Raw genomic sequence first — 20055 nt, 5'->3', positions numbered from 1 at the left:
TCACGCGCCAGCTAGCAGGCGTCATACAACATTATATTATTATTTCCAGGGATATTAAGCATGAAAAAGCATCGTCTGGCAGGCCTGTTGCTGGCTTCTGTATCACTATTATCCGCAATGGCGCACGCCGAAGATCATCCGATTCCGTCTTTGGCGGGTAAACGCATTGGTATTACCGTTGCCGGCACCGATCACTATTGGGATCTCAAGGCTTATCAGGGACAAATCGACGAGGTGAAACGCCTTGGCGGTACGCCGATTGCGCTAGACGGCGGCCGTAAAGAGTCGCAGCAAATTGCCCAAATTCAGACGCTTATCGCGCAGAAACCCGATGCAATCATTGAAACACTCGGCACCGCGTCGGTGCTGGAGCCGTGGCTGAAAAAAATCCGCGAGGCGGGCATCCCGTTATTTACTGTCGACACGGCTAGCCCATCCAGTATTAACGTCACAACGTCAGATAACTTTTATATTGGCGAGCAGCTCGCGTTAAAGCTGGTCAATGATTTACGTGGCGAAGGCAATATTCTGGTATTTAACGGTTTCTATGGCGTGCCCGTGGTTGCAATGCGCTATGACCAGTTAAAAGCCGTACTGAAATGGTATCCAAAAATTAAAATAATTCAGCCAGAACTGCGCGATGTTATCCCGAATACCGTGCAAGACGCGTATGCGCAAATCAGTCAGTTACTGAATAAATATCCGAAAGGATCGGTTCAGGCGATTTGGGCCGCGTGGGATGTGCCACAAATTGGCGCTACCCAGGCGGTGGATGCCGCGGGGCGCAACGAGATCAAAACCTATGCAGTCGACGGCAGCCCGGATGTGGTGTCGCTGGTTAAAGATGCCAAATCCAGCGCGGCGGCAGTGGTGGCGCAGCAGCCGTATGTGATTGGGCAAACGGCGGTGCAGAACGTGGCGAAATATCTCGCGGGCGATCGTTCATTGCCGCCAGCGACCTATGTTCCGGCGATTCTGGTAACCAAAGATAATGCCGGCGAGGCGCAGAAAACCCTGGGCCAGACGGATGGCAAATAATACGCCGCTGCTGCAGCTGCACCACATCAGTAAAGCCTTTGATGGCGTACCTGCGCTGCAATCGGTGTCGCTCAGCGTGCATGCCGGTGAAGTGCATGGCCTGATTGGTCACAACGGGGCCGGTAAATCGACGCTGATTAAAGTATTAGGCGGCATTCATGCCGCCGATAGCGGCAGTATTGAGCTGGATGGACAGCCGCTCACGCTCAGCACGCCAGCACAGGCGCAGCGACAGGGCATCGCCATCGTGCATCAGGAACGCTTGCTGCCCAGCTCGCTGACGGTGGCGGAAGCGTTGTGGCTTGGCAACGAACCGCGCGCCGCCGCGACCCCCTTTATCCTGCGTCGCCGCATGCGCCAGCAGGCTCAGCAGCAGCTGCAGCAGCACTTCGGTTTACAGCTCGATCCCAACGCATTGATCGCCACCTTAAGCGTGGCAGAGCAGCAGTTGGTGCAAATCTGCCGCGTGCTACAAAACGCGCCGCGCGTGGTGGTGCTGGATGAACCCACCGCCGCGCTGGCGCGCCACGAAGTGCATGCGCTGTTTCGGGTGATTGATCGTATGCGCCAGCAGGGTATCGCGCTGATTTATGTCTCGCATTATCTCGATGAGATCCAGCAGCTGTGCCAACGCGTCACGGTGCTGCGGGATGGCAAAGATGTGGCGCAGTTCAGCGCGGAACAGCTGTCGCCGTCAGCCTTGATTAGTGCCATGGTGGGCGATGCGCGCCACGAGCTTATGCCGCGTCAGCCACGTCCTGTGGGTGAGCTGCTATTGCAGGTTGATGCCTTGAGCGCCCCCGGGAGTTTCCACAAGCTGTCATTCACGGGTCGTCAGGGCGAGATCATCGGTATTACCGGTTTGCTAGGTTCGGGCGGAAAAACCCTGATACGCGCGCTGTTTGGGCTGGAGAATACCGTGAGCGGTAAAATGATACTGGGCGAGGTAGCGGGCATCCCGGCTTCACCGCATGCGGCGGTGAAACGCGGTATCGCCTTTGTCCCGGAGGATCGGCGCGCCAACGGCATCGCGCTGGACATGAGTTTGCGTGACAACGTCACCTTAACCACGGTACGACGTTTACTGCGCTGGGGCGGCGTGTCACGTCAGGCCGAAAGCGAGTTGGTGGCGAAGAATATTGAGCAATTGGCCATCCGCACCCCAGGGCAACTGGCGCCGCTGCGCCAGCTCTCTGGCGGTAATCAACAAAAAGCGGTGCTGGCAAAATGGCTAAATACCGGCGCTCGTATGTATCTGCTGGATGAGCCGACGGTGGGCGTTGATATTGCGGCCAAGGCGGCGATTTACCACACGTTGCAGCAGTTGGCCGATGAGGGGGCGCTGATCCTGGTGTTCTCTACCGATTTACTCGAACTGCAAACCCTGGCCGATCGCATTATGGTGCTGGCGCGCGGCGAACATGTCGCCACGCTGGCGGCACAGCAGACCAGCCATCAGGAGATTCTCTCCTGGGCTTCCGGCACCGGCGCATTAACGGAGCGTGCATCATGAGTGAGGTCACCCAAGCAGCAGCCGGTGAACAGCCACGGCGTACTCACGGCCAGCAGTGGCTGCAACACGTATCGCTGTTGATTATCGTGCTGGTTTTAGCGGTGTTTGCCTGGCTGTCGCCGATTTTTCTCACGGTGATGAATCTCGGCAACGTGCTACAACAAACCGCGGTGGTGGGGACGCTGGCGCTCGGCTTAACGCTGGTACTAAGCGGTGGCGGTTTGCAAGGCATCACTGGCGGCATTGATTTATCGATTGCGGCTAATCTCGGCCTAAGTGCGGCGGTGTTTGCCAGCCAGCTCAGCGTCGGGCAGCCGCTCGCTATTGCACTGCTGTTAACGCTATTAACCGGCGCGGCGGTGGGATTATTTAATGCGCTGGCGATTGTCTGGCTGGGAATCTTGCCGCTGCTGGCGACGCTTACCAGCATGAATATCGCGATCGGACTGGAGATGGTGCTGACCAGCAATGCATCGGTGTCGGCCAGCAGCGACCTGCAAAATCTGCTGTTAAGTAACGGTCCGTTAGCGGTGTCGTGGCTGGGCTGGTCATTTTTACTGCTGGCGTTTGCGGCGATCGCCTTAAGTCGTCTTACCGCATTTGGCCTGCGGTTGCAGGCGGTAGGCAGCCATCCGCAGGCCGCCAATGCCGCGGGAATTGGCGTCAAACGCTATCAGGGCTTGAGCTACGTATTATGCGGCGTTAGCGCCGCCATCGCGGCGGTGGCTTCAGTGTCGCTGTTAAGCGGCAGTTCGCCCGGCGCGAACGACAATCTGCTGATGGTGATTGCCGCCGCGCTGTTGGGTGTGGTGTTTTCCCGTCGTCTGGTACCGACACTCGCTGGCGCGCTGATCAGTGCGCTGTTCCTGAGTCTGCTTGCCAACGGTTTCCAGCTCATCAACGTCTCAAGTTACTGGATCAATGGCGTCGAAGGCGTGTTGATCCTGTTAGTGGTGGCGTTAACGGCGCTGTTACGTCGTCGTCAGTCAAGGAGGACTCAAGGTGTCTGACTCTCTGTTATCCGCAGGCGCTCATCGTCCGCGTCAGGCCGGCTTATTGCGTGCGGTGGTGGTGCTGACCTTTGTGGCGCTGCTGCTGTTATTTATTGTCGCGGCGCCCGGTTTTGCCACTGTCTCCAATATTCGCAGCGTGTTGCTAAATAACGTTGCGCCGCTGGCGATTGTTGCGCTGGCGATGACGCTGGTTACCCGCATTGGCGCGATTGATCTTTCGGTTGGGACATCGATCGATATCGCCTGTCTGGTTTTGGTGACACTGGTGCTGCATCAGGTCAGTCTGCCCGTCGCGCTGATTGCGGCGCTGTTCGCCGCGCTGCTGGTTGGCGTGTTTAACGCCTTTCTGGTTACCCAACTGGGCGTGGAGCCGTTTCTCGCCACGCTCGGCACGCTGTTTATCGGGCAAAGCGTGCAGCAACTGTCATCAAACGGCGGACAGCCGGTCTATCTGCTGAGCCAAATACTGCCCGACGGCTTTTCGGCCATCGGTCACGGCGCGCTGCTCGGCATTCCTGTGCCGCTTTGGCTGCTACTATGGGTGGCGCTCGCGCTCTATCAGCTGCTGCACCGCAGTGCCACCGGCCGATCGTTACGGGTGATGGGCGAGCAGTACAGTGTGGCGCAGTATTCGGGGGTGCCGGTTAAACGGCTTACCGCCATGGCTTTTATTGCTGCAGCGCTGATTGCCGGTATCGTCGGCTTAATCCTCGCCGCAAACGTCAAAGCCTGGGTGCCGCTGTCGGGCAATGCCTATCTGCTTAACGCCATTGGCGCCAGTTTTATTGGTGCCACCTTCGCGCCATCCCGCCGTCCCAACGTGGTGGGAACGCTACTTGGCGTGGTGCTGCTGAGTTTTATCGCCAACGGATTGCTGCTGATCGGCTGGAACTTCTACTGGCAACAGGTTGCCACCGGCGGCTTAATTTTCATTGTGTTGGCGGTCGGGGCATTACGCGCTCGGCGTCATGCCTGAGAGGAGAAGGCAATGAGCGGCGCGCCGTTTTTGCTATTTGGTTTTATGATGAACGTGCCGGGCCACCTCAGCGCTGGCCTGTGGCGACATCCGCAGGATCAGGCCCATCGATACACTGAGCTAGGTTACTGGACGGACATTGCCCAGCAGCTGGATCGCGCCGGATTTGATGCACTGTTTATTGCTGATGCCCTCGGCCAACTTGATGTTTGGCAACACAAACCGGACGCGGCGCTGCGTCTGGCGACGCAAATGCCGGTGAACGATCCGCTGTTGCTGGTTTCAGCCATGGCGGCAGTGACGCAGCATCTGGGCTTTGGCATCACCGTCTCCACCACTTATGAACAGCCATACCTGCTGGCGCGTAAGTTCACCACGCTCGATCATCTGAGCAACGGGCGTATCGCCTGGAATGTGGTGACCTCCATGCTCGATTCAGCGGCGCGCAATCTGGGACTGACGCAGCAGATTCCGCACGATGAACGCTACGATCGTGCGCAGGAGTTTCTCGATGTCACCGGCAAACTCTGGGAAGGATCATGGGAGGAGGATGCGGTACGGCGCGATAAACAAAACAGTGTTTATAGCGATCCGGCCAAAGTGCATGCCATTCAACATACTGGCCGCTGGTACCAGGTGTCGGATGCGCACCTGAGTGAACCGAGCCCGCAGCGCACGCCGGTGCTGTTTCAGGCCGGAACCTCAACTCGTGGAGCACAGTTCGCCGCTCGTAATGCGGAGGTGATCTTTCTCGGTGGCATCACGCCACAGGCGATCGCGCAGGATATCCAACGCATCCGCCAGTTAGCCGCGGCTGAAGGGCGTGAAGCGGCATCGCTGCGCTTTGTTACGGCCATTACGGTCATCACCGCGGAGAGTGATGAGGCCGCGCACGCGAAGTATCGTGATTATCAGCACTACATCAGCGAAGAGGCGGCGTTAGCGCTGTTCTCCGCCTGGACCGGCATCGACTGGTCGTTAGAAGATTTGGACACTCCGTTGGCGTTTCGTGAAACCGATGCCTGCCGTTCCGCCTTAGCCAGTTTGACGCGCATTGACGATCAGAAACGCTGGACGCTACGTGATGCAGCGCGCTACATCGGCATTGGCGGTTTACATCCGCTGCTGATTGGCGGCCCGGCAAGCATCGCCGATCAGCTGGAGCAGTTTGCCGTGGAGTCGGGTGTGGATGGATTTAATCTTGCCTGGGCGATCAGTCCCGGTAGCTTTGAGGATTTTATCCAGCATGTGATGCCGGTGCTGCGCAGCCGGGGACGGGTGCGTGTTACGCCACCCCAGGCGGTAACGCTGCGCGAGCGCCTGTTTGGCCAGCCGCGACTCAAGGCTGACCATCCAGCGGCGCGCTTTCGCCGCCGTTAGCTCCAGGCATGACGCGGCGGTGGGGTGCCATTAAGGTAATAATTGCCGACGTGGTAATACTTCCGGAACTGGCGCTTCGGCCTGCTGGGAATTGACTTTCAGGAGCGGGGTTTGACTGAGCGACATGAGAACTCCCAATAATGGCGATATAGGGAAAATATCTTCTCATGCGCTCAGCAACCGCCATATCTCAATTGCCGCTATGCAAAGTGAAAAATGGCGTTTACACAACGCGTTACTGTGCGACTTTCACCACGGTTTTACCGAAGTTTTTGCCTTGCAACATGTCGAAAAATGCCTGCGGCGCATTTTCTAATCCGTCGATCATATGTTCGCGATAGTGGATTTTTTGCTGCTCCACCAGCGGTGTCATCGCCTTGAGGAATTCCGGATAACGATCGCCGTAATCCTGGAAGATGATAAAGCCCTGCATGCGAATACGACGCTTAAGAATGCCGCCCATAATTTGCGGCGTGCGATCCGGGCCCGGCGGCAATTCGCGACTGCTGTAGCCAGAAACCAGGCCGCACACCGGCACGCGCGCGGCGGTATTCAGCAGCGGGAATACCGCATCAAACACTTTGCCGCCGACATTCTCGAAGTAGATATCGATACCGTCCGGGCAGGCCGCCGCCAGCTGTTGTGCAAAATCGTCACGATGATGATCGATGCAGGCGGAAAAACCGAGCTTCTCAATGGCGTAGCGACACTTCTCTTCACCACCCGCGACGCCCACGACATGACAGCCCTTGAGTTTACCCAACTGACCAACGGTTGCTCCCACCGGTCCGGTGGCCGCCGCGACCACCAGGGTTTCGCCTTCTTTCGGCTGGCCGATATCCATCAATCCCATATAGGCGGTGAAGCCCGGCATGCCGAGAATACCCAGCGCCCAGGAAGGATGGGGCAGATCGCCCAGTTTCGCGACGCCAGTGCCGTCTGAGACCGCATAGCTTTGCCAGCCGCTTTGCGCGAGAACCCGATCGCCTTGCTTAAAATCGGCATGTTTGGATGCAGCAACTTCGCTTACCGTGCCGCCTACCATGGGCTGATCAAGCTCAGCCGGTGCGGCGTAGGATTTGCTGTCATCCATGCGCCCACGCATGTACGGATCAAGCGATAAGTACAGCGTGCGCAGCAGGATCTCGCCATCCTTCAGTTCAGGAATCGGCTGATCAACCAGGCGAAAATTCTCTTTTACCGGTTCGCCTTCAGGGCGTGAGGCTAAAAGCCAGGCCTGGTTACGTTGATTGGATTGCGACATTTTTACCTCTATTAACGTTTTCACGTGAGGCAAGTGTAGTCCAGGAAGAGGAGAGTTTGTGGGAGTGGTAGCGACCTAATGTTGCTATATAATAACAAATAAGCCATTATTGAATAATTGTTATTATATACCAACATTCGAGGTTGTATGTTGCCTGGTATGCAAGCAATTGGCGTGAAGTGCCAGCAAAGACGAAAAGCGAAGGGCTGGACTCAAACTGACGCTGCAACACGCGCTGGTATCCATCGAACGGTTATTTCACTCATTGAGAATGGCGTGTATTCAGGTTCACTGAAAGCACTCACGTTGTATCTCAATGCGCTTGAACTCATGCTGGCTGTACAGTCCGCTGGATTACCGCAGATGGATGAATTGGAGACGCTATTCGATGATGACTGACTTTAGCCAGCTTTCTCGCCCGATTCGTCATATTGACGTATATAACGGTGGAGAATTAAGTGGCAGATTGCTGCATGAACATGGTAGTTATAATTTTAGCTACGCGAGTTCTGTTGCTCGTGCCGCTTCGATGACCATGCAACCCGCAAATCGCTTGAGTTATAATGGTAGTCGTTTATTTAATATTTTTGAAATGAATATTCCAGAAGGCTACGTACGTTATCATATTGCGGAGCGTTTACGCCGTTATGTAGGTAATGTTAGCGACATGCTGTTCCTGGCTTTACAGCAGGATACCGGTATAGGTGCGTTGTCCTACAAAAGTGATATCGCTTTACCACGTCCTGCGCCGGAAAAATTAGATGACTTGCTTCATTGGGATCATAAGGAGAGTGCGTTTCAATATCTACTGAATAAGTATTTATTGCAAACCTCGATATCGGGTGTTCAACCGAAAGTTATGATCAGTACAGAAAATCGCGGCACCGTTCTTTATCCAAATTTGATAGCCAAAACGGGGGATGAGGAGTATCCGCGCCTTGCAGAAAATGAGTTTATCTGTATGTCGTTAGCGAAGGCATGTGGATTGCCCGTAGCTGATTTTTGGCTATCTGATAGCAAAGAGCTGTTTATTATGGAGCGCTTTGATATTCAAAATGATACACGCATAGCGATGGAAGATTTTTGCGTGCTCTCTGGAAAAACGTCGGATCATAAATATAGTGGTTCGTATGAGACCGGGGCTAAAATCGTCACTTTATTCACCCGAGACCAGTCTCAAGTAGAGCTTTACTGGCGTTATGTATTGTTTAGTTGCATGGTGGGAAATGGGGATGCGCATCTAAAAAACTTCTCATTATTATATTCGGCAACGGAAAATAGCACGGTAAAATTATCGCCATTATATGATGTGGTTAATACAAATATATATCCAACTACCGATAGAGAGTTGGCTTTAAAGTTAAATAAAAGCAAAAAGTTTCCCGATAGAGATAGTCTGCTTAAATTTGGCCGAGAATTAAAGATTATCAAACCTGCATTAGTGATGGAACAGTTTGCAGATGTCATTAATGAAGACCTGAATAAGAATGAAATATACTCCGATTTTCCGGAGATGAAGGAAGCTATCGGTCATTCGCTGACACGTAGCGTAGCGACTAATAATCTGTTTTTGAAAACCGATGTAAAGCGCGCCAAAAGGCGCAAAACGGATTCCTTGCTTTGACAGGCAGATTTCAAGTGAAGAAATCGAAGTGAGCCAGCGCACAAAGCGCGACAAAACTTTACGTTGGAAATTAACATAACCCTATGAATTTTAACAGTCATAGGGCATTTGCCTAAGCGGTCTCGGGCAATATACCATACCCGTGCGTTAACTCTGCTGCGTATACCTATACGGTGTTTTAATCCCTACAGGTGACGCATGACACAACAACAATATCCATTATCCCCCGATCATCAGGCGCTTATCGCCTCCGCCATCGGCAAGTTTTTCCGCCGCATCATTCCGATGCTGGCGCTGATGCTGATCGTTAACCAGATCGACCGCGCCAATATCGGTTTTGTGAAAGCTGAACTGCAAACCGATGCGGGCATCAGTGCTGCGGCTTTCGGCTTAGGTGCCGGGCTGTTCTTCATCGGCTATGCGCTGTTTGAAGTGCCGAGCAATATGATGCTGAAGAAGCTCGGCGCACGCGTGTGGCTGACGCGCATCATGATTACATGGGGCATGGTGGTGGTGCTGACCGGTTTCGTTAGTACGCCGCTGCATTTCTATCTGCTGCGTTTTCTGCTGGGCGTGGCGGAAGCCGGCTTCTTTCCCGGCGTGCTGTTCTATTTTCGTCAATGGGTGCCCAACGCCTGGCGAGGCCGCGCCACGGCGATGGTGCTGAGCGCCACGGCCAGCGCCTTTCTGTTTTCCGGTCCGCTTACCGGCGCGATCCTGATGATGCATGATGTCGGCGGGATCGCCGGTTGGAAATGGGTAATGTTTATGGAAGGCGGCGGATCGATAGTGATCGGTTTGCTGGCCGCCTTTGTGCTGGTATCAAAACCGCAAGGGGCAAAATGGCTCAGCGAAGCGGAAAAACAGGCGCTGGCGCAGCAGTTGGCGCTTGAGGATGATGCCCGCGAAGAGCATGCTGTTAGCCACGGTCGCTGGGGATTGATCGCCGACCGCAGTTTGCTCACCTACTGCCTGATCTTCTTCACGATGACCATGACCGGTTACACACTGGTGTTCTGGTTGCCGCAAATCATTCAACGCATTCAGGGCTTCAACAGTTTCGAAACCGGGCTGCTGACCGCCATTCCCTGGCTGTTCGCCATCGTTGCGCTGTTTCTGCTGGGTAAAGCCACCGATCGCTATCGCGATAAGCTAGATAGAGGGCTCGGCATCGCCATGCTGATTGCCGCATGCGGCACCTTTATGGCTACGCTTGGCACGCCGTGGTTTGGTTTTGTGGCGATGATTGTGGCTTGCATTGGTTCCAAGGTGAGCGCGGCCTTCTTCTGGCCGATGCCGCAAAGTGAATTGCCCGCGTCGATTGCCGCACCCGGCATTGCGCTCATCAATTCGATTGGCAACCTCGGCGGCTTCTTTGCGCCCACGGTATTCGGCTACCTGGAAATGCACACCGGCAGCACCACCGGCGGCCTCTACGCCCTGACCAGCGTGTCAGTGATTACCGGCCTGTGGCTGCTGCTGCGTCGCAAACCCGTTCCCCCCGCATTCGGTCACACGGAGAGAAACCATGTTAGACAGTCCAGTCATTAAATCGATGCGCATCGTGCCGGTTGCCGGTTACGACAGCATGCTACTGAACATCGGCGGCGCCCATAATTGCTACTTCACGCGCATTATCGTGATATTGACCGATTCTGCCGGGCATACCGGCGTGGGCGAAACGCCGTGTCATGCGTCGACCTTGCAACTGCTGGAGCAGTTCCGTCCGCTGATTGAGGGCAGTTCGCTGCTGCGCCTCAATGCCACGCTGAGCCAGCTATTCAGCAGTGAAGCGCGTCTGCAACAAACCTCGCATACCAACGATATCCATATCCCGCAGATGAATCCGGAGAAGTTCTATAATGCTGCCGCAGCGATAGAAGCGGCGCTGCTCGATCTGCAAGGCAAACTGTTTAATCTGCCGGTGGCGGATCTGCTCGCCAGCGGCAAACAGCGCGATCGCATTCCGGTGCTGGGGTATTTGTTCTACATCGCCGATCGCAAGCGCACCACGATGAATTATCGCGCGGGAGACGATGAGCAAGAGGGCTGGTTCCGCCTGCGTCATCAAGCGGCGATGGATAGCGCAGCGCTGGTGCGTTTAGCCGAAGCCGCGGTTGAGCAATACGGCTTCCGCGACTTCAAACTAAAAGGCGGCGTGCAGGCCGGTGAAGTGGAAGTTGAAACGGTAGAAGCGCTGTTGGCACGCTTTCCCGATGCGCGCGTGACGGTGGATCCCAATGCCAGCTGGTCATTAGAGGACGCGATCCGCTTTGGCAAACAGCTGGCGGGTAAAGTGCCATATCTGGAAGATCCTTGCGGCGCGGAACAGGGCTATTCCGGGCGGGAAACGCTGGCTGAGTTTCGCCGCGCCACCGGCGTGCCGGTCGCCACCAACATGATCGCCAACGACTGGCGCCAGCTGCATCACGCGCTACAGCTTAATGCTATTGATATTCCGCTGGCCGATCCGCACTTCTGGACGATGCGTAACGCCAACGTAGTGGCACAGCTGTGCAACGAATGGGGGCTGACCACCGGCTGTCACTCCAATAATCACTTTGATATTTCGCTGGCGATGGTGGCGCATCTGGGTGCCGCCGCGCCGGGCGATCGTCAGACGGCTTTCGATACGCACTGGATATGGCAGGATGGCCAGCAGCTGACGCGCCAACCGCCGCAAATCCGCGATGGTTATCTGGAATTACCGCCTGGGCCAGGCTTGGGCATTGAGCTGGATATGGAGCGCCTCGAACAGGCGCACGCGCTTTATCAGGCGTTGCCGGACAAGAATCGTAACGATGCGCTGGGTATGCAGTTTTTGATTGATAACTGGCGCTACGACGCCAAACGTCCGTCATTGGTACGCTAAAGGAGCAGGATGAAGACCTTATTACCTACGGTGACGCTAATAGCGTCAATGATGGCGAGTGCGCCTTTACTGGCACAAATCTTTGTTTATGTTTCGGAAGCGGATGACGGCACCATCGCCCGCTACGCGCTCAATGAGCAAACCGGTGCGCTGCAATTACTGGGTCGTACCCATGCCGGCGGCAAAGTGATGCCGATGGCGTTGAGTGCCGATCATCGACACCTTTATGCGGCGATCCGCAGCAAGCCTTTGCAACTGGTGAGCTGGAACATCGACAGTAAAACCGGCGATCTGAGCCAAACCAGCGCCGTCACCGCTGCAGCCAGTTATCCTTATATCAGCACGGATAAACAGGGCCGCTTTTTGCTCGGCGCCTCTTACGACGGTGACGTGGTGCATGTTTATAAGCTTAACAGCGATGGCAAGGTGATTGCGCCGCCGGTTGGCAGCTTCAAAACCGGCCATGCGGCACATTCAGTGATTGTGGATGCGAGCGGCAATTCTGCTTATGTCGGCAATCTCGGCACCGATCGCGTGCTGCAGCTAACGCTAAGCGCGCAGGGTGAATTAACTGCGTTGGGTAACGGTTACGTCAAAACGGCTGCGGAAAATGGTCCGCGCCATTCAGTGCTTTCACCTGACAATCGCTATCTTTACAACATCGGCGAGATGGGCGGCATTATCACGCAATTCCGCCGCGAAGCCAGCGGAGAGCTGGTAAAAGTGGCGGAGACGCCGAATGCCGTCGCCGCGCAATATAAACTCGAACATGGCCGTGAGCGTCCGCCGGGTTATAGCGACACCACGCCACGCATCTGGTCGGCCGATATTGGCCTGACGCCGGACGGACGTTTTCTCTATGTTAGCGAGCGAACCAGCAGCACCATTACCGGCTATCGGGTCAATAGCGCCGATGGCAAACTGACGCTGATTGCTAGCTGGCAAGTGGAGAAGCAGCCGCGCAGCATGGCCATCACCGCTGATGGACGCTGGTTAATTGCCAGCGGCGAGAAGAGTAAGGTCATCGGTAGCTATGAAATTGATGCAGAAAGTGGGGCGCTGAAGCGAGTGAGCGAAGCACCTGCCGGACGCGATGCGAATTGGGTGACGATAGTCAGTTACAAATAGCCGTTCATGCCAACCTGGTCGGCATTGATGGCGACCAGGTTCGCATCATTAACCCATCAAAGCTGCTGATAATGCTCGTCAGAGACAGGTTCCAGCCACTCGTTAGAGGCGCCTTCGGCCGGCACCGCGATGGCAATGTGGGCGAACCAGCTGTCCGCTGCGGCGCCATGCCAGTGCTTCAATCCAGCAGGAATGTTAACCACGTCGCCAGCCACTAACTGACGCGCCGGTTGGTTCCAGGCCTGATACCAACCGCGTCCGCCGGTCACCAGCAAGATCTGGCCACCCCCATGATGGATATGCCAGTTGTTACGGCAACCCGGTTCAAACACCACATTACCGATCGTGACGCCTTCGGTTGTCAGCATGTTTAGATAGCTGGTACCGGTAAAATACTGTGCCAATGCGTCGTTTTTTGGCCCTTTCGGGAAAATACCATTGCCGTCAAATTGCTCGTTCATCTTTTTCTCCATAAATGCAGCGTGGATAAAGTGTAGCGGCGGGGCGATGGAATGATAATGCGCTCACAGCAGAATACACTTGTGAGCGCCATTCATTAATGCAATTTCGGTGACAACGTCACTGATTGGGGTAAACAGATTGCATCAGTCGGCCGCGACGATCGAACTTGCTGGCGATGAGCCACAGCAGTGCAGTAACAAACCAGCCAATAATCCATGACACATCATTCCCCGCGAAGATCCAGGTTAATGATCCGTGATGCAGCGGGTTATCAATAAACGGCAGCTGTACCAGCACGCCGCAGAAGTAGACAATAATGCCCGCCCAGTTCCAGCGGCCGTAGCGACCGTGCGGCTGAGAAAGCGCCGGGACATCGACCTTTCCTTTGGTGATCAAATAGAAATCCGTCAGGCTAATCGCGCTCCACGGTACGAAAAAGGCCAGCAAAAACAGCAGGAAATGGGTAAAAGATTTAAGAAATGCCGGTTCGCTAATCAACGCAATGACGCAAGAGATCGTCACCATCAGTACCACAAACAGGATACGACCCGCGCGGCTGAGCGAGGTTTTCTGCCGAAATCCTGAGACGATGGTGGTGAGCGACATAAAGCTGCCGTAGGCGTTCAGGGTAGTAAAGGTGATCTTGCCAAAACAGATCGCGAAATAGATCACCATCGCCATGGTCGCGCTGCTGCCTAAACTGACGATATAGCCGACTTCATTCCCTGAAAAAGCCTTACCCGCAATGGCTGCGACGATCACACCTAAGGTCATTGAAGCCTGAGTGCCTAAAACCGTGCCGAAGAACACGCTGCTGAACAGTTGCTTCGCTGAGACATTTTCGGGTAAATAGCGCGAATAGTCAGAGACGTACGGGCAAAATGCAATCTGCCATGAGGAGGAGAGCGATACGGCCAGTAAGAAATTGGCGACAGTGAAATGCTGGTTTTGCCATACCGCTGATAAGTCATGACTGGAGAGTAGCGTGATGAACAGATAAATAAAGGCGAGGACGCCAATCACGCTGGCCACTTTACCGAGCTTATGAATGACGCGATACCCCAGCACCGCAATCACCACAATGATGGCACTGAACAGCATCATGCCAGCCGCATTGCTGGTATTGATCAGTTTAGCCAGCGCCTGGCCGGCCAGCACCGTGCCGCTGGCAGAAAATCCGACGTACATAATACAAACCAGCACTAACGGAATCACCGCACCATAAACGCCAAACTGCATGCGGCTGGTGATCATTTGCGGTAATCCCAGGCGCGGCCCCTGGATGGCGTGCAGTGACATGATCGCTGCACCGACAATCTGCCCAACCAGTAAACCAATAATCGACCACACCACATCGCCGCCCAACACCACGGCCAGCGCGCCCGTCACAATGGCGGTGATTTGCAAGTTACCGCCAAACCACAGGGTGAACTGGCTGAACGGATGGCCGTGACGTTCGCCTGGTGGAATGTAATCAATGGACCGCGTTTCTGACAGGCGCTGTTTATCCGCGCCCGCGTAATCTGCTGCAGGTGATTCGGCTGACATAGTTTCCTCGCTGAAGCGTCTAAGAGTGGCGAATTATTGTTAGTAGGATGTGAGATCTCTTGGTGATACATGTATATACATGTATCGATACTGGCATGCAGAATGGAAACTTACAATATGCTCAGCCATTGGAAAATGTGATGACGCGGGCAAGGTTATGAAGTTTTGCGTGGTATTACGCGCAGGGAAAGTGCGTGAGTTTAATGACGCTGCTACGTGAATTCTGGAAAAAGCGCAGGGGGATTATTACTAAGATTTCACGTAGCGTTGGCGGGATTGTCGCCTGAAATTACTTGGCGCGACCCATCGTCCAGGGATTGGGTTCGGCATCATCGCTTTTATTAGCGGCGAAATCGTCCAGTGAATCCAGGTACAGCGCTTCCACTTCAGCGCGTGCCCACGGCGTGCGGCGCAAAAATTTCAGGCTTGATTTAACACTGGGATCGCTTTTAAAGCAGTTGATATTAATCAGCTTAGCCAGTGCAGCCCAGCCATAATGAGCGACCAGCGCATTGATTTGCATCTCAAGCGTTACGCCGTGCAACGGGTCTTTAGAGCGATGATCGTTCATAGAAATTCCTTAAAAATGGTGACGGGGAAGGTTACAAGAAAGCCAGGCTAGCGGCAATGGGGCGATCTTCATTGCCGGTAATTCCACCTCAATGCTGTACACTTGTGGCTGCGAATTCACTAATGGACGATACGCTATGAACGACAAGAAAATGATTTCCATCGATCAATTCAATCTCAATGAACGCGTGGCGGTAGAAGAGGTGATGCGCGGATTGGTAGACAAGTATCGCCAGCGCACCGGCAAAGAGCCGGACGCCAAAAAAGAGAAAGAGTTCACGGCAGAAGCCCGGCAACAGGTTATGACCACGAAACTGGCAAAAGAGAAAGCCATCGCGGAAAAAGCCAAAAAAACGCCGACCCGCCGCAAGAAACCGGAATCGTTGAAAGAGAGCGAAGTCAGCGATTTCAACTGGAAAGCGTCAGTGATTAAAGGTCGCCGTTAATCCGCTGCTGTTGCTGGCTCAACTCAGCAATCCGGCACCCACGTTTACCGATAACCCCAATATCGCCAGATTGAAGATAAACGAGATGACCGATTGCAACAGCGTAATTTTACGCATTTCCGTGGTGCCGGTGGCAACATCCGCTGTTTGCGACGCGACGGCGATGGTGAAGGCGAAGTAGATAAAATCCCAGTAGTCGGGATCGTCAGGCTTTTCCGGGAAGATCATCGGCGTGACGTCTTTGCTGCGGTGCAGATAGTGATGGTGGGCATAGTGCATTGCAAAGGAACTGGGCAGTAATGCCCACGACACAATCAGCGTCATCGCCGTCAGCAGTAAATGCAGCGCGCGCGGCGTTCCCGTGAGAGTGTGCAGAGATGAAAGCTCACTCAGAATCGCGACGATACTGATCATACAAGCAAAAATCACCATGCCTAACACCAAAGCGGCGCTTTGGTCCTGTATTTTGGCAATGCGCTGAATATCTTTCCCCTCGGTGCGCAACATGCGAAACCAGATAAAAAACAGATATAACCACGCCAAAGCATTCCAGCCAATTAACATGCGCTGCATCACGCCTAACTGCGCCGGAAGTGCGTAATAACAAATGACGCCAGCAATAATTGAAATCAGTAGCCGCAAACGGGCGAACAGGTGAGTGGTTAATGAAGCGCTCATGCAGGTCATCGTTCTGAAATGGTTGATGATGTTAACTGTAGCTGAAGGCGCACCTTAGGGAGTGGCGGGCGAGATTTAAATGAATGACGGCGCTCCAGCGCTATATGCCAAACCTAGCCTTACCACAAACCAATTCCCAATGAATAGTTTAAATAAATTTTCTAAAGGGTACCTTTAATACCTTAATAATTATATTTTCAAACCAAAAGTTTGCTATGGTTTGAAAAATAATCTATAAAAGCATTATGACTACCCTAAAACCATCAAAATTAAACCATCTGTTGAGCACCATTCCTGCTGGAGTGGTGCTTACCTCCGCGTGGCTGATAGAGCAGGGATACAGCCTGGAGTTGCAGAAGCAGTACCGTAAAAGCCAGTGGTTTCAGTCAATTGGAACGGGCGCGGTGATACGCAAGGGCGACAGAGTTGACTACCTTGGCGGACTCTATGCTCTACAGTCACAGCTGGGAATGGCAATCCATCCTGCTGCCAAAACGGCACTTGCTCTCCAGGGCAAATCACATTATCTGGGCCTGAATGAAAATCGCGTGATGCTTTTCGGTCCGCCTGGGGAGAAGCTGCCCAAATGGTATGAGAGTTATGACTGGAGTATGCAAATAGACTGCAAGTCGTCGGGTTTTCTACCTCCGAGCCTCGGACTGATTGAGATGGAGCATAAGTCATTCAAAGTAAAGGTATCGAGCCCGGCTCGAGCCATTATGGAATGCCTTTATCTGGCACCCGATCACCAGCCGTTGATGGAAGTCTTCGAGCTGATGGAGGGCTTAAATAATTTGCGGCCACTCACCGTGCAAAAGCTGCTTGAAAGCTGCACGTCGATAAAAGTAAAAAGGCTCTTCCTCTACATGGCAGAGAAAGCCGGTCATGACTGGTTCAGTTTTCTAAAAACCGAAAATATTAACCTGGGAAGTGGTAAAAGAGTCATCGTTCCAGGCGGTAGTTTGAGTAATAAATATCAGATAACCATTCCAAGGGAACTGGAGTCAGGCCAATGAAGGATACCTACAGAAAACAAGTCCAGCTGCTGCTGGATGTGCTGCCGGAAGTCGCTAAAGAAGCGTGCTTTGCGATGCATGGCGGCACCGCGATCAATTTGTTCTACCGTGACATGCCAAGGCTTTCGGTTGATATCGACCTTACCTAAGTACCTATTGTCGAACGTGCTGAAAGTCTGGCAGGTATAAATCAGGCATTGCAACGCGTACAGAGAAACATTCAGGTACTGAAAGGCAGCATACAAGTTCAGCACCGGGCAGATGTCTGCAAATTGCAGGTGACAGAAAATGATGTGCTGATCAAACTTGAGGTCAACATGGTTGGCAGGGGGCTGATCGCCGAGCCAGTGAAAATGCCATTGTGCGAACTGGCACAGGAGACATTTGACGCTTTCTGTTCGATCCGGGTGGTATCAAAATCCCAGCTTTACGGCGGTAAGCTCTGTGCGGCACTCGATAGACAGCATCCGCGCGATTTATTTGACGTAAAACTGATGCTTGAAAGCGAAGGCTTCAATGATGAGATAAAACGCGGTCTTATTTATGGCTTGGCCAGCAGCACGCGACCAATGCATGAAATGTTGGATCCTCATTTGCAGGATCAACGCAGTGCCTTTGAAAACCAGTTTATAGGCATGAGTAATATTCCATTTAGCTATGTAGATTATGAACATACGAGAGACGAGCTCATCAGGATAATACGCAAGAGTCTGACACCTGAAGACAAATCATTTCTTCTGCGTTTCAATCGCTTGGAACCTGACTGGACGCTTTATAACTTCCAGGATTTCCCATCAGTGAAATGGAAACTGTTTAACCTGGAAACTTTCCAGAAGAAAAAACCGGCAGAATGGCAGGCTCATATCGATAAACTGGAAGTGGCATTCAGGCTGTAAATAGCGTATTTCCTGCACCAGGCTGCAACCGCCGCACGTCGCAACGGATTCAGTTTTACAAAACAATATTTTTCTCTTAACCTGACCAACGCATGTTGATTTTGCGAGACAGAACAACACCATTGCTAACGCGCTCATGCCTGGGAAACAGTGACAATACAGAGATCTTGATGAATAGAAGTTACGATGAACTGATGAAAGACAGAATGATTGGCGAGGCTCTTCTGGCGCTTTTAGAAGATGGCATTGCGATATCGCCTGTGGCACTCATTGCAAAACTCGAGTTTATGGCGGAAACAGAAGAAGAAAGTTACAAGAAGGCGGCCTGTCAATACGCGTTGACGGAGATAAGAAGCCATAGCGTCAGGACAAACAAGTTGAGTATTGAGCGGGATTTCGGAGATGCTACGTTTAGTCATCAAAACTATGCTCGGGATGATAAAAAGCACTGATTTAAGGCTCTGCTTTAACTAATATGCCAACGCTTTTGTTAATTGTAATACCAATTCAGTGAACAGCAGGAATAGGGCAAAGGGCACACCTCGTGAGGTATCGACGCATTGCTCAACGCCTTTTATTAGCTCATCTTTTCCGCGATTTTGCCCATGGCGTCAACATAACCTCTTTTGAGCTGAATCGGCGCTTGTTCTTCATGTTGTTTCAAAAGCGCGGTGATCAGGTCAATTTGCAAAGGTTGATCGGATTTAAGCAAGCATGAGACTGCATGACCAATTACCGCATGAATGTCATCCATATTTTCTGATTTATCAAATGACATAAAAACTCCTGAGTTCATTAGCTGATAAAATTACAGCCTGTTCCAAAATAGTTAGGTGAATGAATGACTTCCCTATGCTCAAAGCCCGTCAGGGGAGTGCCCTAATAAGTTTTTTACGCAACTCGGCAACTCTCACGGTCAAATCCGCCAGTTCCTCATAAGGTGTATCCATCACTGACACCATGTCGGCGGGAACGCCGGCAGCCTCAATTTTCAATTGTTGACCCTGCGCGGTAACAGAAATCAGTACTCTGCGCTCATCGCGTCCCACATCTCGCGTTCTGCAGATCACGCCGCTCTGCTCAAGCCGTTTTAACAATTGGCTGAGTGTTCCTGAATCGAGCTGAACGCGTGCGCCTAAATCTGAAACCGTGACATTATCTTTTTCCCACAGTGCGAGCATCACCAGATATTGGGGATATGTCAGGCCAAGGGGCTTTAGTCTTGATTGATAAAGTTTAGTCATCGCAAGGGATGCGGAATAAAGTGCAAAGCACAGAAACTGATCGACGGTAACCGGTGCTTCATTTTCTGGGCCTGTACAGCACACTTCATCGTTTAACTCTTTCATATCACCACTAATTCTCGACCGGGGCAGCTCCCGTAGAAACCACGAAGATCCCCAGCACTCTGATTACGTATCACTCTTTTTACGACAGGCACAAAGGAAAAAAGACGATAAAAGCCTTCCTGTTGGCGACAAGTATATTGACATAAATTAGATTGAAGTCAATTTAAATTGGATGGGGCTTTTGGCGTGGATTAGGGTTATTAATCAGCTATTTAACATGGTTTGCTTCAATTTCATGTTGCCTGACTGAGAGGATGTCCGGCTGAAAAATCCGGATGGCGT

Annotated in this window: 20 protein-coding genes and 1 pseudogene; 14 read left to right on the top strand and 7 right to left on the bottom strand. The window is 52.9% G+C overall.

What is annotated here, in order from left to right; translation table 11 throughout:
- The first annotated feature begins 60 nt into the window (after positions 1–60).
- From WFL93_RS13700 to WFL93_RS13680, 5 genes are read left to right on the top strand one after another with little or no spacing between them, the layout of a single operon-like run.
- Positions 61–1038 carry a sugar ABC transporter substrate-binding protein gene (locus WFL93_RS13700; RefSeq protein WP_049853505.1) on the top strand — a complete coding sequence of 326 codons (978 nt, stop codon included), beginning with the start codon at positions 61–63 and terminating at the stop codon, positions 1036–1038.
- Positions 1028–2551, top strand: coding sequence for a sugar ABC transporter ATP-binding protein (locus tag WFL93_RS13695; RefSeq protein ID WP_336778364.1), 1524 nt, complete (start codon positions 1028–1030; stop codon positions 2549–2551). The genes WFL93_RS13700 and WFL93_RS13695 overlap by 11 nt, the downstream gene beginning before the upstream one ends.
- Complete coding sequence (locus WFL93_RS13690; protein WP_336778363.1) at positions 2548–3561, top strand: ABC transporter permease; 1014 nt, start codon at positions 2548–2550, stop codon at positions 3559–3561. The genes WFL93_RS13695 and WFL93_RS13690 overlap by 4 nt, the downstream gene beginning before the upstream one ends.
- Positions 3554–4540, top strand: coding sequence for an ABC transporter permease (locus WFL93_RS13685; protein WP_336778362.1), 987 nt, complete (start codon positions 3554–3556; stop codon positions 4538–4540). The genes WFL93_RS13690 and WFL93_RS13685 overlap by 8 nt, the downstream gene beginning before the upstream one ends.
- A gap of 12 nt (positions 4541–4552) precedes the next feature.
- On the top strand, positions 4553–5920 hold the full coding sequence (locus WFL93_RS13680; RefSeq protein WP_336778361.1) for an LLM class flavin-dependent oxidoreductase: 1368 nt from the start codon (positions 4553–4555) through the stop codon (positions 5918–5920).
- A gap of 235 nt (positions 5921–6155) precedes the next feature.
- On the opposite strand, the gene WFL93_RS13675 is transcribed toward WFL93_RS13680, so the two are convergent.
- Positions 6156–7184 carry an NADP-dependent oxidoreductase gene (locus WFL93_RS13675; RefSeq protein WP_336778360.1) on the bottom strand — a complete coding sequence of 343 codons (1029 nt, stop codon included), beginning with the start codon at positions 7182–7184 and terminating at the stop codon, positions 6156–6158.
- A gap of 147 nt (positions 7185–7331) precedes the next feature.
- On the opposite strand from WFL93_RS13675, the gene WFL93_RS13670 reads away from it, so the two are divergent.
- From WFL93_RS13670 to WFL93_RS13650, 5 genes are all read left to right on the top strand, one after another.
- A complete protein-coding gene (locus WFL93_RS13670; protein WP_336778359.1) occupies positions 7332–7583 on the top strand; it encodes a helix-turn-helix domain-containing protein in 252 nt (83 codons plus the stop codon).
- Complete coding sequence (locus WFL93_RS13665) at positions 7573–8808, top strand: type II toxin-antitoxin system HipA family toxin (RefSeq protein ID WP_336778358.1); 1236 nt, start codon at positions 7573–7575, stop codon at positions 8806–8808. Before WFL93_RS13670 ends, WFL93_RS13665 begins: the two co-directional genes overlap by 11 nt.
- A 198-nt stretch (positions 8809–9006) precedes the next feature.
- On the top strand, positions 9007–10359 hold the full coding sequence (locus WFL93_RS13660; protein WP_180823606.1) for an MFS transporter: 1353 nt from the start codon (positions 9007–9009) through the stop codon (positions 10357–10359).
- On the top strand, positions 10337–11680 hold the full coding sequence (locus WFL93_RS13655; protein ID WP_336778357.1) for an enolase C-terminal domain-like protein: 1344 nt from the start codon (positions 10337–10339) through the stop codon (positions 11678–11680). The genes WFL93_RS13660 and WFL93_RS13655 overlap by 23 nt, the downstream gene beginning before the upstream one ends.
- Before the next feature lie 9 nt (positions 11681–11689).
- Positions 11690–12808 (top strand): lactonase family protein, encoded by a 1119-nt coding sequence (locus WFL93_RS13650; protein WP_336778356.1) that lies wholly within the window; start codon positions 11690–11692, stop codon positions 12806–12808.
- Between the two features lie 56 nt (positions 12809–12864).
- Here WFL93_RS13650 and WFL93_RS13645 read toward each other — a convergent pair whose 3' ends face one another.
- The 3 genes from WFL93_RS13645 to WFL93_RS13635 form a co-directional block, all read right to left on the bottom strand.
- Complete coding sequence (locus tag WFL93_RS13645) at positions 12865–13269, bottom strand: cupin domain-containing protein (RefSeq protein ID WP_049853497.1); 405 nt, start codon at positions 13267–13269, stop codon at positions 12865–12867.
- A 118-nt stretch (positions 13270–13387) separates the two neighbouring features.
- Entirely contained in the window at positions 13388–14818 is a 1431-nt protein-coding gene (locus WFL93_RS13640; RefSeq protein ID WP_336778355.1) for a purine-cytosine permease family protein, read from the bottom strand.
- A gap of 289 nt (positions 14819–15107) precedes the next feature.
- Positions 15108–15389: a VF530 family protein gene (locus WFL93_RS13635; protein WP_336778354.1), complete on the bottom strand. Its 282-nt coding sequence runs from the start codon at positions 15387–15389 to the stop codon at positions 15108–15110.
- Positions 15390–15525: 136 nt separating this feature from the next.
- Here WFL93_RS13635 and WFL93_RS13630 point away from each other — a divergent pair, with 136 nt between their 5' ends.
- Positions 15526–15834: a hypothetical protein gene (locus WFL93_RS13630; protein ID WP_336778353.1), complete on the top strand. Its 309-nt coding sequence runs from the start codon at positions 15526–15528 to the stop codon at positions 15832–15834.
- A gap of 18 nt (positions 15835–15852) precedes the next feature.
- On the opposite strand, the gene WFL93_RS13625 is transcribed toward WFL93_RS13630, so the two are convergent.
- A complete protein-coding gene (locus WFL93_RS13625) occupies positions 15853–16512 on the bottom strand; it encodes a DUF1345 domain-containing protein (protein WP_049853494.1) in 660 nt (219 codons plus the stop codon).
- Positions 16513–16757: 245 nt separating this feature from the next.
- Here WFL93_RS13625 and WFL93_RS13620 point away from each other — a divergent pair, with 245 nt between their 5' ends.
- The 3 genes and pseudogenes from WFL93_RS13620 (at position 16758) to WFL93_RS13610 (ending at position 18876) form a co-directional block, all read left to right on the top strand.
- Complete coding sequence (locus WFL93_RS13620; RefSeq protein WP_336778352.1) at positions 16758–17528, top strand: type IV toxin-antitoxin system AbiEi family antitoxin; 771 nt, start codon at positions 16758–16760, stop codon at positions 17526–17528.
- Positions 17525–18424 (top strand): annotated as a pseudogene (locus WFL93_RS13615) (nucleotidyl transferase AbiEii/AbiGii toxin family protein). The gene WFL93_RS13620 and the pseudogene WFL93_RS13615 overlap by 4 nt, the downstream one beginning before the upstream one ends.
- A 170-nt stretch (positions 18425–18594) precedes the next feature.
- Entirely contained in the window at positions 18595–18876 is a 282-nt protein-coding gene (locus WFL93_RS13610) for a hypothetical protein (protein ID WP_049853491.1), read from the top strand.
- 125 nt (positions 18877–19001) lie between these two features.
- On the opposite strand, the gene WFL93_RS13605 is transcribed toward WFL93_RS13610, so the two are convergent.
- Both WFL93_RS13605 and WFL93_RS13600 read right to left on the bottom strand, forming a co-directional pair.
- A complete protein-coding gene (locus WFL93_RS13605) occupies positions 19002–19202 on the bottom strand; it encodes a hypothetical protein (RefSeq protein WP_007888372.1) in 201 nt (66 codons plus the stop codon).
- Between the two features lie 88 nt (positions 19203–19290).
- Positions 19291–19773: a MarR family winged helix-turn-helix transcriptional regulator gene (locus WFL93_RS13600; RefSeq protein WP_049853489.1), complete on the bottom strand. Its 483-nt coding sequence runs from the start codon at positions 19771–19773 to the stop codon at positions 19291–19293.
- Between the last annotated feature and the right edge of the window lie 282 nt (positions 19774–20055).

Origin of the sequence: Pantoea sp. USHLN256 (assembly GCF_037149875.1) — a bacterium.
Taxonomy (GTDB): Bacteria; Pseudomonadota; Gammaproteobacteria; order Enterobacterales; family Enterobacteriaceae; genus Pantoea; species Pantoea nemavictus.
Note: the sequence above shows the minus strand (reverse complement) of the source record. Positions and strands in the feature narration are given on the sequence as shown.